13 protein-coding genes are annotated in these 13031 nt (G+C 52.4%); 7 read left to right on the forward strand and 6 right to left on the reverse strand.

Translation table 11 applies throughout. The features are described 5' to 3' along the window. Positions 1-2: 2 nt before the first annotated feature. Genes rfaC through rfaD form a run of 3 tightly spaced genes read right to left on the reverse strand, consistent with a single transcriptional unit; the run spans position 3 to position 2982 of the window. Complete coding sequence (gene rfaC, locus GW579_RS22640) at positions 3-971, reverse strand: lipopolysaccharide heptosyltransferase RfaC (protein WP_165062011.1); 969 nt, start codon at positions 969-971, stop codon at positions 3-5. Then, positions 971-2020 (reverse strand): ADP-heptose--LPS heptosyltransferase RfaF, encoded by a 1050-nt coding sequence (gene rfaF, locus GW579_RS22645; protein WP_152324998.1) that lies wholly within the window; start codon positions 2018-2020, stop codon positions 971-973. The genes rfaC and rfaF overlap by 1 nt, the downstream gene beginning before the upstream one ends. Before the next feature lie 29 nt (positions 2021-2049). After that, entirely contained in the window at positions 2050-2982 is a 933-nt protein-coding gene (gene rfaD / locus GW579_RS22650; protein WP_101079915.1) for an ADP-glyceromanno-heptose 6-epimerase, read from the reverse strand. 241 nt (positions 2983-3223) lie between these two features. Between rfaD and kbl the strand changes: the two genes are divergently transcribed. Continuing rightward, positions 3224-4420, forward strand: a complete 1197-nt coding sequence (kbl, locus tag GW579_RS22655; protein ID WP_165062014.1) for a glycine C-acetyltransferase — start codon at positions 3224-3226, stop codon at positions 4418-4420. A 9-nt stretch (positions 4421-4429) separates the two neighbouring features. Further along, on the forward strand, positions 4430-5452 hold the full coding sequence (gene tdh, locus GW579_RS22660) for an L-threonine 3-dehydrogenase (RefSeq protein ID WP_152325001.1): 1023 nt from the start codon (positions 4430-4432) through the stop codon (positions 5450-5452). A 56-nt stretch (positions 5453-5508) separates the two neighbouring features. On the opposite strand, the gene GW579_RS22665 is transcribed toward tdh, so the two are convergent. The 3 genes from GW579_RS22665 to gpmM form a co-directional block, all read right to left on the reverse strand. After that, positions 5509-6489, reverse strand: a complete 981-nt coding sequence (locus GW579_RS22665; RefSeq protein WP_165062016.1) for a divergent polysaccharide deacetylase family protein — start codon at positions 6487-6489, stop codon at positions 5509-5511. A 2-nt stretch (positions 6490-6491) separates the two neighbouring features. Continuing rightward, positions 6492-7757, reverse strand: coding sequence for a murein hydrolase activator EnvC (gene envC / locus GW579_RS22670; RefSeq protein WP_206739029.1), 1266 nt, complete (start codon positions 7755-7757; stop codon positions 6492-6494). Positions 7758-7929: 172 nt separating this feature from the next. Beyond that, positions 7930-9474 carry a 2,3-bisphosphoglycerate-independent phosphoglycerate mutase gene (gene gpmM / locus GW579_RS22675; RefSeq protein WP_165062020.1) on the reverse strand — a complete coding sequence of 515 codons (1545 nt, stop codon included), beginning with the start codon at positions 9472-9474 and terminating at the stop codon, positions 7930-7932. A 305-nt stretch (positions 9475-9779) separates the two neighbouring features. Here gpmM and GW579_RS22680 point away from each other — a divergent pair, with 305 nt between their 5' ends. From GW579_RS22680 to cysE, 5 genes are all read left to right on the forward strand, one after another. Further along, positions 9780-10211: a rhodanese-like domain-containing protein gene (locus GW579_RS22680; protein WP_152325009.1), complete on the forward strand. Its 432-nt coding sequence runs from the start codon at positions 9780-9782 to the stop codon at positions 10209-10211. Positions 10212-10264: 53 nt separating this feature from the next. Beyond that, a complete protein-coding gene (gene grxC / locus GW579_RS22685; protein ID WP_101079906.1) occupies positions 10265-10516 on the forward strand; it encodes a glutaredoxin 3 in 252 nt (83 codons plus the stop codon). A gap of 64 nt (positions 10517-10580) precedes the next feature. Beyond that, on the forward strand, positions 10581-11051 hold the full coding sequence (gene secB / locus GW579_RS22690; RefSeq protein WP_013577602.1) for a protein-export chaperone SecB: 471 nt from the start codon (positions 10581-10583) through the stop codon (positions 11049-11051). Further along, positions 11051-12070, forward strand: a complete 1020-nt coding sequence (gene gpsA, locus GW579_RS22695) for an NAD(P)H-dependent glycerol-3-phosphate dehydrogenase (protein ID WP_165062022.1) — start codon at positions 11051-11053, stop codon at positions 12068-12070. The genes secB and gpsA overlap by 1 nt, the downstream gene beginning before the upstream one ends. Positions 12071-12157: 87 nt before the next feature. Continuing rightward, a complete protein-coding gene (gene cysE, locus GW579_RS22700; RefSeq protein WP_101079904.1) occupies positions 12158-12979 on the forward strand; it encodes a serine O-acetyltransferase in 822 nt (273 codons plus the stop codon). Positions 12980-13031: the final 52 nt, after the last annotated feature.

Raw genomic sequence — 13031 nt, forward strand, 5'->3', positions numbered from 1 at the left:
GATTAACCGGCCTCCTTATCGAGCAGTGTTTTTACCTGTTCAGGAAGAATGTCCGCCATTTGATTCCCGGATAGCGGGCGGCAAATAAACTGATTCTTCCCATATCCCCCGATCAGCCCAGGATCTGTCGGGCCGTAAAGCGTGATATTTGGGCGATCCAGTGCGGCAGTCAGATGACTCAGGCCGGTATCGACTGAAACGACAGCCTTTGCCCCTGCCAACACTTCGGCCACATTTTGCAGGCTTAATTTGGGTAATACTTCAACGAAAGGGAAACCTTCTGCAAGTCGCAGCGCACGCTGATATTCGTGTTCCGCGCCCCACGGCAGTTTGATACGGATATTCTGCGTACTGAGCAGGCCAATCAGTTCGCGCCAGTGCTCTTCAGGCCAGTGTTTATCAGCGCGAGTAGTGGCGTGAAGGAAGACCAGATACTGACCAGCATCTTGCGATGGATGTGAAAGGAAGCGTGCGGCGATGGCGTAGTCGCCCTGAGTCGCCGGCTTTTGATAGCCCAGACTTTTTGCGAAAAGCTCACGGGTGCGTTCGACGGCATGCTGTTTTTTATCGATCTCGTGACGTTGATTGTAAAACCAGCTGGCAAAAGGCTCGCGGGCACTTTTGCAATCCTGACCGTGCTTTTCGCCTTTTGCGACACGGGTAATCAGTGCCGCGCTTTTGATCAGGCCTTGTGCGTCGATGACGGCATCGTAAGTTCGTGACTGCACTTCACGTTTGAAATCACAACGTTGCTGGCGGGTTTCGGAACCAAACCAGTTTTTGCGCCAGCGCCGGATGGCTACCGGGATAACGCGGTCTACCGCCGGATGCCATCCGGGAATTTGAGTGAAACCTTCCTCCACGACCCAGTCAAACCGGATCCCAGGGATAGCCTGCATGGCATCCGTCAGTGCCGGGAGAGTATGCAGGACGTCACCCATTGACGATGTTTTGACGATGAGAACCCGCATTACTGCTCCTTCCCCGAATTCAGTAGCTGACTTAATTCCTGATAGACCTGTTCCGGCTGAATATCGATCAGACTCTGGTGATAGCCTTCTTCGGCATCGCCTTTGCGGACTTTATGATAGCCGGTGATGAGGCGGATAACTTTGGCCCGATGACTGAGAGGCGGGGTGAAATCCGGGCTGCTCGGCCCGTACAGAGCAACCAGCGGTTTATCCAGCGCGGCCGCTACATGCATCAGCCCTGAGTCATTGCTGACGACGGCCTGACAGGCGGCAATCATTACAACAGCCTGATCCAGCGACGTTTTTCCCGCCAGATTCAGGCAGAAAGGCTGGGCGCCTTCCGTCAGAGACTGGCGTATTTGTTCGCCCGCCTGATGGTCTTTCGCAGAACCAAAGAGCACCACCTGCTGGCCTTCGCCAATCAGTTTTTCGGCAAGAGCGGCGTAATGATAGTGCGGCCAGCGCTTTGCCGGGCCAAATTCTGCACCCGGACAAAAGCCCACAAGCGGCCTGTTATCGCTGACGGCAAATGAGATTTTAACCGCCGCCACTTCCGCTTCTGACACCTGTAATTTCGGCCAGAGAATCGGCTGCGGCAGGTCGGCAGCGGTGCGGATTTGTGGCGCGTCGTAGCCCAGCGCGGCATAGCGCTGAACCATCAGAGGAAAGGCGGCTTTATCGAGAACACGCAGGTCATTGAGCAGGCCATAACGCATTTCGCCACGCCAGCCGGTACGCTGAGGAATGCGGGCAAAGAACGGAACCAGTGCTGATTTGAACGAGTTAGGTAGCACGAAGGCGCGCTGATATTGTTCGCCACGAAGTGAAATGCCCAGACGGCGACGCTCACCGAGTTCCAGAGCACCGTGGCCTAACGGCATCGGCAGAGCCTGACGCACCTCCGGCATCCGGTCGAGTAAAGGACGGCACCATGCAGGTGCCATCACGTCGATTTGCGCTTCCGGATGCGCTGCTTTCAGCGTGCGGTAGAGACTTTGTGACATCATCATGTCACCGACCCATGACGGCCCAATTACCAGTATTTTCATACCGTTAATCCATTCCTCAATCAGCGGACTTATACTGTGCGGTTAAGCCAGCTCATGTATTCCGTTACGCCTTCAGCAACCGTTTTGAACGGTTTGTCGTAACCGGCGTTACGCAGCGCGGTCATATCGGCCTGTGTAAAGGACTGATAACGGCCTTTCAGTTTTTCCGGGAAAGGAATGTATTCGATATCGCCAGATTTGTGGTAAGCAACGACGGCATCTGCAACGGCCTGGAAGGATTCTGAACGGCCCGTCCCGCAGTTGAAAATACCGGAAACACCGTTCTGCCAGAACCACAGGTTCACGGCGGCTACGTCACCCACGTAGATGAAATCGCGTTTGAAACCTTCGCTGCCTGAGAACAATTTCGGATTTTCACCGGCTTTGATCTGATTGTTCAGATGGAACGCAACGCTGGCCATACTGCCTTTATGGCCTTCACGCGGCCCGTAGACGTTGAAGTAACGGAAACCACAAATTTGTGAATCCGCATGAGGCAGAATTTCGCGAACATACTGGTCAAACAGGAACTTGGAGTAACCGTAGACGTTCAGCGGTTGTTCGTATTTACGGTCTTCTACAAAGCTGGTGCTCTGGCTGCCATAAGTGGCGGCAGAAGAGGCGTAAAGGAAAGGAATGCTGCGATCCAGGCAATAGTGCAGGATATCTTTTGAATACTGATAGTTGTTATCCATCATGTATTTGCCGTCCCACTCGGTGGTGGACGAACAGGCGCCTTCGTGGAAAATGGCGTCAATATCACCCAAATCGTCGCCTGCTACGATGCTGGCAATAAAATCTTCTTTGTCGCAATAATCCGCAATATCCAGATCAACCAGATTGACGAATTTGGTGCCGTCTTTCAGGTTATCAACCACCAAAATATCGCGGTATCCCATATCATTGAGCGATTTAATAATATTGCTGCCGATAAAACCAGCACCGCCAGTGACGATAATCATGGGATCCACCTTTAATCATTTTAAGAACCGCGCACCATGCGCAGCCTGTAATTGGGTAATATCATAACACTTCATTATGAAGCTCACATTGAGAAGGTGTCCGATAACACGCATTCTTGTGTTTCAGACCGTAAGGCGTGAACTATGCTGCAAAACAAAGATATTGTGAGCAGTTCCATCGTTATTTCATATCCAGATTAGTAATGTATTCCGTGAATGAGTCATTTCAGGAGAATACTGTATGTCTGTTTCGTTTTATCGGCAGTTGGAAGACCAGCTTGATCAGGCGCGGGCTGATGGATTGTTTAAAGAAGAACGCATTTTAACGACGCCTCAGCAAGCCGAAGTGTCTGTCGCGGGCGGTAAGCCGGTCATCAATTTCTGTGCGAATAACTATCTTGGATTAGCGAATCATCCGGAGCTGATCCGGGCCGCGAAAGAGGGGCTCGACAGCCATGGTTTTGGTATGGCGTCGGTGCGTTTTATCTGCGGTACACAAGATACCCATAAAGAACTCGAACATCGTCTGGCTGATTTTCTCGGTATGGACGACGCAATCCTCTATTCCTCCTGTTTTGATGCTAATGGTGGTTTATTCGAAACGCTGCTGGGTGAGGAAGACGCCATTATTTCGGATGCACTTAACCACGCATCAATAATCGATGGCGTCCGGTTGTGCAAAGCGAAACGCTATCGCTATGCCAACAATAATATGGACGAACTCGAAGCCCGTTTACAGCAGGCGAAAGATGACGGTGCCCGGCATATTCTGGTCGCAACCGACGGCGTATTTTCCATGGATGGTGTAATTGCTAACCTGAAAGGTGTTTGCGATCTGGCGGAACGTTTTGATGCGCTGGTTATGGTCGACGATTCCCATGCTGTCGGTTTTGTCGGTACCGAAGGACGCGGTACTCATGAATATTGTGACGTGATGGGGCGGGTAGATATCATCACCGGTACGCTCGGCAAAGCGCTGGGCGGCGCTTCCGGCGGTTATACCGCAGCACGTCAGGAAGTCATTGACTGGTTACGCCAGCGTTCACGTCCTTATCTTTTCTCCAATTCTTTAGCGCCTTCGATTGTTTCCGCCTCGCTGAAAGTCCTCTCCATGCTCGAGGAAGGCAGTGAACTGCGCGAACGGTTGCTCAGTAATGCCAAACTGTTCCGTGAAAAAATGACCGCAGCAGGCTTCACGCTGGCCGGCGCCGATCACGCCATCATTCCTGTCATGCTCGGCGAAGCCCGTTTAGCGCAAGAATTTGCCGCGCTTTTGCAGCAGGAAGGCATCTATGTCACCGGTTTCTTTTATCCGGTAGTGCCGCAAGGGCAGGCGCGTATCCGTACTCAGATGTCTGCGGCGCACAGCACGGAACAAATCGAAAAGGCGGTTGAAGCCTTTACCTGTATTGGCAAAAAACTTGGCGTGATCGCCTGAGGAGTTTTCATGAAAGCCTTAGCAAAACTCAAACGTGAAGAAGGCATCTGGATGACGGATGCGCCGGTACCGGAAATGGGCCATAACGATTTGCTGATCAAAATCCGAAAAACCGCTATCTGCGGAACGGATGTCCATATTTATAACTGGGATGCATGGTCGCAGAAAACGATCCCCGTACCGATGGTGGTAGGGCATGAATACGTTGGCGAAGTTGTCGGCATTGGCCAGGAAGTTAAAGGCTTCAGCATCGGCGATCGGGTTTCCGGTGAAGGCCATATCACCTGCGGGCATTGCCGTAACTGCCGGGGCGGTCGCACGCACTTATGCCGAAATGCGCAGGGCGTGGGGGTTAACCGTCCGGGCGCTTTCGCGGAATATCTGGTTTTGCCTGCATTCAATGCGTTCAAAATTCCGGACAATATTTCTGATGATCTGGCGGCTATTTTCGACCCGCTGGGCAACGCGGTGCATACTGCGCTGTCTTTTGATCTCGTCGGTGAAGATGTGCTGATAAGCGGTGCCGGTCCGATTGGGATTATGGCCGCCGCGATTTGCAAACACGTCGGCGCGCGCCATGTGGTGATCACCGACATGAATGAATACAGGCTGGAGCTGGCGCGAAAAATGGGCGTGACAAGGGCGGTCAATGTCAGTCAGCAAAGCCTGCCGGACGTCATGGAAGAACTCGGAATGACAGAAGGGTTTGACGTCGGACTGGAAATGTCCGGCGCACCGGCGGCGTTTCGCAGCATGCTCAGTGCAATGAATCATGGCGGACGGATTGCCATGCTCGGCATTCCTTCCACAGAAATGGCCATCGACTGGAATCAGGTGATTTTCAAGGGGTTGTTTATCAAAGGGATCTATGGCCGGGAAATGTTTGAAACCTGGTACAAAATGGCGGCGCTTATTCAGTCAGGGTTAGATCTCACGCCGTTGATTACTCACCATTTCCCGATAGACGAATTCCAGAAAGGGTTTGATGCAATGCGGTCTGGCCACTCAGGAAAAGTGATTTTGGACTGGTAGTATGGGTTGCTCGTACTGATGTGCGGGGCCTCTTGTGTCAAAGAGGCCCTGAAGTGTTATTTTTGAGGCGCAATAGTTGGCTCTGCTACCACCGGCGCAGCGGTTGGTTTCTCAACAAAGCTGACCCAAACCCCATATTGCCGCTCTACGAACTGAATGGCTGGCAGCGATTGCAGGCTTTCTCCCACGGCGTTAAACAGGCTGCCGGCGTAAACGGGTTGGACAGGATGTTTGATCTTGCACTGGCTGATGCCTTTGCGTGATGGTTTGGCAGACGGGATATTCACCGGTTTGCCCGAAGGCGCGCTGCGCTGGGCTTCATCTAACAAATCACTTGGGCGCACCAGCACAATATCTGACGGTAAATTTGGCAGCATTTGTTGCAGCACTTTTACCGTCGTCGGATGCGGGTGGCCGATGGCAATGGCATAACCATTTTTGCGGGCTAACTGAATCGCGCGCTCGAACTGGCGGCGGATTTCGGCTTCATTTTGCACATCATCTAAAAAGACATTGCGCTTGATGACTTTCACGCGGGTGCCTTGAGCGGCTTTCATGGACTGCGTGTTGCCGATGGTCATGCTGTCGAGAAAGAACAGGTTATGAGCATTCATCGCCTGCATGACGTTTTCCATCCCCGTCAGGCTTGAGGTCATTGCGCTACCCATATGATTGTTGATACCAATCGCGTACGGAATGTTACTGATGGCCTGATCGACAATACGCTTCACCTCTGCGGCACTCATGGACGGTGTCAGCGTATTTCTTTCCAATGGCTGCTTACTGAGCGGCGCCATCGGCAGGTGGATCAGAATTTCGCGGCCCTGCTGATGTGCCTTATTCATCATAATTTGCGAATCTGGCGCATTGGGGAAAATCGCGACCGATACCGCTTTAGGCATCTGAAGTACCTGGTTTTCCTCATGCTGGCGATAACCAAAGTCATCAATCAGGATGGATAATTTCGCTGCCTGAACCTGACAAACGAAAAACGCAGTACCACAAAGGGCAGCTAAAACGGACTTTTTATATCGCAATGCTATCTTCCCAACCACGGCTGTGGATTGACTGCCTGGCCCTGACGACGAATTTCAAAATACAGCGATGGCTGGCCTTGTCCGCCACTGTTTCCCACTTTCGCGATGGCCTGACCGGTTCTCACCTGATCGCCGACGCTGACCAGTGCGTCCTGGTTGTAACCGTACAGACTCATATCACCCTTGCCGTGGTCGATAACCACAACCAGACCGTAGCCTTGTAACCAGTCCGCCAGAATGACACGTCCGTCGGCGATAGCCCGGACATCACTGCCTTCGCGAGCTGAAATGACAATGCCTTTCCAGCGTAGTTCACCCTGTAATTGTTCGCCGAAGCGATGTATCAACGAACCGTTAACCGGCCACATATTCTGTCCGGATGGTCTTCCCAGGCCGCCGGTACGCGCCATCAGTGATTGCTCACTTTGGGTCGGTTTATAGGTGGTGCCAGTTTTCTTCGCCTGCTGTTCTTTCGCCCGGACGGCGGCGGCTTCGCGCGCTTCCTTCTCGGCGCGGGCTTTTGCTGCACGTTCAGCGGCGGCAATTTTATTCTGCAAACTGGCTTCGTTAGCGCGCAACTCTGTCAGGCTTTGCTCATCTTTTTGTAATGAGGATTCCAGCGCCGTCAGCGTTTGTTTTCGCGCCGAACGAGCCTGCTCAAGTTTTTGTTGCTGCGCCTGCTGCTCGCCTAACAGGCTTTTTTGCTGAGTTTCTTTCGATTGCAGGGAAACCCGCTGTTCTGCCAGTTTTGTACGCGTTTGTTTGAGTTCTTCGATGGTTTTCTGGCGGGCTTCATTCAGATAGCCAAAATAGGCCATGATGCGTTCGCTGCGCTCGGTCTCTTCACCGCTTAACAGCAGTTGCAGGCCTTTATGCTGGCCGATTCGGAATGCGGCATCCAGCTGCTTTGCAAGTATAGCTTCCTGCGTTTTCTGCTGTTTTTGCAATTTATCGATAGAGGCATTCAGCCCGGCGATATCTTTGTTCAGCGTCGCCAGTGTCGACTGTGTCCCGCGCAACTGAGTGCTGGCTGAAGCAATGGTTTTTTCCTGAGCCTGCAACTGTTGCAGCAACGTTCCGCGCTGCTGTTTCTGCTGCTTTACGCTTTTCTCTTTTTCCGCAATGTTCTGCTGAATGGTTTTGAGCTGATCTTTGTTTTCGTCAGCGTGCACACTCACGGAGAGGGTTAACAATGAAGCGCAAAGTAATAAGGCTGGAGATGGGAAGGCAGATACGGCCTTGTCCTGAGCGGAAAGGCGGGTTCTCATCAGGCTGAAATGAATGAATTTGCTCAAACTTTTTTCCGCTTGTCGACCGTGGATGATAGACAATATGGCTGTCCCTTATCTTATCGTAACACTAATCAACCGGCTGATGCACAAACAAAAAAAGCGTACCAGCCTGCGCTGATACGCCTTAAATTCGCTTTCTTAACGGAAATTAACGCGCGATAAACAGCGGTTTGCCGCTCATTTCGGCCGGGATTTCCATCCCCATCAGGGAGAGCATGGTCGGCGCAATATCAGACAATTTCCCGCCTTCGATTGCTTGCGCGTTGCCACCCACGTAAATCAGCGGAACCGGCAGACTGGTATGTGCTGTGTGCGCCTGGCCGGTTGCCGGGTCACGCATCTGTTCCGCGTTACCGTGGTCGGCGGTGATCAGCAACTGGCCACCGGCGGCTTTCACGGCATCAACAACCTGGGCAACACAATGATCCAGTGCTTCTACTGCGTTGACGGCAGCATCATAAACGCCGGTATGTCCGACCATATCGCCGTTCGGGTAGTTACAGATAATCGCGTCATATTTGCCACTGGCGATCGCACCCAGCAATTTATCGGTCAGTTCTGCTGAACTCATTTCCGGTTGCAGGTCATAGGTCGCGACATTTGGTGATTTCACCAGTATGCGGTCTTCACCTTCAAACGCATCTTCCATGCCGCCATTGAAGAAGAAGGTTACGTGCGCATATTTCTCAGTTTCGGAGATACGAAGCTGAGTTTTCTTATGCGCCATCAGCCATTCGCCCAGCGTGTTTTTCAATGATGCAGGCGGATACGCGCATGCAGCTTTAATATCAGCGGCGTATTCCGTCAGCATGATAAAATCGCCGAAGCTGATCACTTTTTCGCGGGCAAAACCGTCGAAGTCGGTGTTGATGAAGGCCCGGGTGATTTCACGCGCACGGTCAGCCCGGAAGTTCATGAAGATCATCGCGTCGCCGTCATTGATTGCCGCGGTTTCTTCGCCGGCAGCCTGCAACACAGTCGGTTTCACGAACTCATCATTTTCGTCACGGGCGTAAGCGGCCTGTAAGCCTCCCAGAGCGTTATCTGCGGTGAATGCGCCTTTGGCCTGAGACATCAGGTCATAAGCCAGTTGCACGCGATCCCAGCGGTTGTCGCGGTCCATTGAATAATAACGACCGACGATAGATGCGATGCGTCCGGTGCCAATTTCTGCAAACTTCTCTGAGAAACGTTTTAACGCGGCTTCAGCGCTGCGCGGAGGCGTGTCGCGGCCATCCAGGAATGCGTGCAGATATATGGCTTTTGCGCCACGGCGGTGAGCCAGTTCGACCATCGCCATAATGTGATCTTCGTGGCTGTGAACGCCACCCGCGGAAAGCAGACCCATAATGTGAACGGCTTTGCCCGCGCTGATTGCGCGATCAACCGCGCCGGTCAGTACGCTATTATCAAAGAAGTCGCCTTCTTTGATTTCTTTATCAAGGCGGGTGAGATCCTGATAAACGATACGGCCTGCGCCTAAATTAACATGGCCCACTTCGGAGTTGCCCATCTGACCATCAGGCAAGCCTACGTCAAGGCCTGACGCAGCAATCAGGGTGTGAGGCTGAGTCGCCCACAGCTTATCCATGACCGGGGTTTTTGCATTCAGAATCGCGTTATCTTGTTGTTCTTCGCGAAATCCGTAGCCATCAAGAATAACCAGAACCATCGGTTTTTTATTGCTCGACATGTCAATTGACCTCAATTTGAAAGATGAAATGCTCAATAGGCTCGCCAGCTCGATGTGAAAAAACAGGCGTGGCTAAGTGCATTTAAGCGGGCTGATTTTACCCCAGCGCTGAAAGGGGAATAGCCGTGGGAGATCAAAGATGGAGCGCGGCGGGAGTTAACTTTCGGCATAAAGGCGTGTTAATTTTTCGGGATGTGCCGCAGTTTGTGGCATTAGCCCGCGCATACTGGCTGTATTTGCGCCGACGCGCAGGTATACTCTGAAGCCTTGAATTTTCCCCCAACTGACGGGAGTTGCTACACCCCATGCAAGATATTATGCCATTCATCAGTGCGCATCCGGTTCTCAGCCTGGCGTGGGTTGCGTTACTGATTGCAGTAATTGTGACCACCTTTAAAACACGTTTTTCTAAAGTGAAAGAGATCACGCGTGGCGAAGCTACCCGCCTGATCAACAAAGAAGATGCTGTTGTTGTCGATGTTCGCGCGCGTGAAGAATTCCGCAAAGGCCACATCGCAGAATCCCAAAATGTGCTGAGTGCAGACATTAAAAACAATAATCTGGGCGAACTGAGCAAGCACAAAGCGCAACCGGTTATCGTTGTCTGTGCCACCGGCCAGACTTCCCGCACGGCGGCAGAAGGCCTGATCGCAGCAGGTTTCGAACGTGTTTTCACGTTGAAAGAAGGTATCAGCGGCTGGAGCGGTGAAAACCTGCCTTTAGTTCGCGGTAAGTAAGATTCAGACCCCGTCGCAACGGCACTAAAATCTACGACCCAGAGGTGGAACCCATGGCTAAAATTGAAATCTATACCAAGGCAACCTGTCCTTACTGCCATCGTGCGAAAGCCCTGCTCAATAGCAAAGGCGCTTCATTTGATGAAATCGCTATTGATGGTGACGCAGATACGCGTGAAAAAATGATCGCCCGCAGCGGTCGTTCGACTGTTCCTCAGATTTTTATCGACGGGCAGCACGTGGGCGGTTGCGATGATTTACATGCACTTGATGCGCGTGGTGGCCTTGACCCGTTACTGGGTTAATGCCGCAAGCCGCGTATTTTCATTAAGTGTTTAAAAGGACTATTAACCCGAGGGTACTACTCACATGTCAGAACAAAACAACACCGAGATGGCTTTCCAGATCCAACGTATTTACACCAAAGATATTTCTTTCGAAGCGCCAAATGCTCCTCAGGTTTTCCAGCAGGACTGGCAGCCGGAAGTGAAACTGGATCTTGATACGGCTTCCAGCCAGCTCGCTGAAGGCGTATACGAAGTCGTCTTGCGTGTGACCGTAACTTCTTCACTGGGTGACGAAACTGCATTCCTGTGTGAAGTTCAACAGGGTGGTATCTTCACTATCTCCGGTATCGATGGCAACCAGATGGCACACTGCCTGGGTGCGTACTGCCCGAACATCCTGTTCCCGTATGCGCGTGAGTGCATCACCAGCCTGGTTTCACGCGGTACCTTCCCGCAACTGAACCTGGCACCTGTTAACTTCGACGCTCTGTTCATGAACTATCTGCAACAGCAAGCTGAAGGCGAAGGTGCTGAACCGCATCAGGATGCCTGATGAAAACCGTCAATGCGTCAATGACTGTTATCGGTGCCGGATCTTACGGCACCGCTTTAGCGATTACTCTCGCCAGAAATGGTCATCCCGTTGTGCTCTGGGGACACAATCCCTACCACATCAATGCCTTACAACAAGCCCGTTGTAATCAGGAATTCCTTCCTGATGTTCCGTTCCCCGATAATCTGCTGCTCGAAACCAATCTGTCTGTCGCGTTAGCGGCCAGCCGTAATGTGCTGGTTGTCGTGCCGAGCCATGTATTTGGCGACGTATTGCGTCAGCTGAAACCGCATTTGCGGGCCGATGCGCGCGTAGTGTGGGCGACGAAAGGGCTTGAGGCGGAAACCGGACGTTTGTTGCAGGATGTTGCGCGTGAAGAGCTGGGTGATGCCATTCCGCTGGCCGTAGTATCCGGGCCGACGTTTGCCAAGGAGCTGGCTGCCGGCATGCCGACAGCGATTTCGCTGGCTGCCACCGATGCGAGCTTCGCTGAAGATCTTCAGCAGTTGCTGCATTGCGGCAAGAGTTTCCGGGTGTACAGCAATCCTGATTTTATCGGAGTCCAGCTTGGCGGCGCGATTAAAAACGTCATCGCTATTGGTGCCGGTATGTCCGATGGGATTGGTTTCGGAGCGAATGCCCGAACTGCGCTGATCACCCGTGGTCTGGCCGAAATGACCCGTCTGGGCTCCGCACTCGGTGCTGATCCTGCGACATTTATGGGCATGGCGGGGCTGGGCGATTTGGTGTTAACCTGCACAGACAATCAGTCACGTAACCGTCGTTTCGGCATTATGCTGGGACAGGGCAAAGATGTTCAGACTGCTCAGGACACTATCGGTCAGGTTGTTGAAGGCTATCGCAACACGAAAGAAGTACGGGCGCTGGCTCAGCGTAATAACGTTGAGATGCCTATTACGGAACAGATTTACCAGGTGTTGTACTGCGGTAAAGATGCCCGTGAAGCGGCCATCAGTCTGCTTGCCCGTGCGAGCAAGGACGAAAAACACAGCCACTGAAAGGCGACATGAAGCATAGCCACCTTGTTGGGTTCCCGACAGGGCGGCTTTTTATTATCAAAACCTGCTAAGTCGTAAGGAAAAGTGATGTCGCTAGAAGAATTAGAACTGGTCTGGAATAACATTAAATCAGAGGCGAGAGCACTGGCTGAGTGTGAACCGATGCTGGCCAGCTTTTTCCACGCGACGTTACTCAAACATGAAACACTGGGCAGCGCGCTGAGCTACATTCTGGCTAACAAGCTGGGCAACCCAATCATGCCGGCGATGGCGATTCGTGAAGTGGTCGAAGAAGCCTACCGCAATGACGAGCAAATGATCCTCTCCGCTGCCCGCGATATTCTGGCGGTGCATCAGCGAGATGCAGCGGTCGACAAATTCTCCACGCCATTGCTTTACCTCAAGGGTTTTCATGCGCTTCAGGCTTACCGCATCGGCAACTGGTTGTGGAAGCAGGATCGCAAAGCGCTGGCGATTTATTTCCAGAATCAGATTTCTGTCTCCTTCGGCGTGGATATTCACCCAGCGGCGCGTATTGGTTGCGGCATCATGTTTGACCACGCCACCGGGATTGTCATCGGTGAAACCGCCGTGGTTGAAAACGATGTATCGATTCTGCAATCGGTCACGCTTGGGGGGACGGGCAAAACGGTCGGCGATCGCCATCCGAAAATTCGTGAAGGCGTGATGATTGGCGCTGGCGCGAAAATTCTCGGCAATATCGAAGTGGGTGCAGGGGCAAAAATCGGGGCGGGTTCTGTGGTATTGCAATCTGTTCCGGCGCACACCACGGCGGCAGGCGTTCCTGCACGCATCGTCGGGCGGCCAGAAAGTGAACGACCTTCAATGGATATGGATCAGCATTTCAACGGTATCGCGCAGGGTTTTGAATTTGGCGACGGTATCTGACAGATTTCCGATGGCATGTTCTTGCATGCCATCGTTCATTTCATTTTTTCTC

It is taken from the genome of Rahnella contaminans, assembly GCF_011065485.1.
Lineage (GTDB): Bacteria > Pseudomonadota > Gammaproteobacteria > Enterobacterales > Enterobacteriaceae > Rahnella > Rahnella contaminans.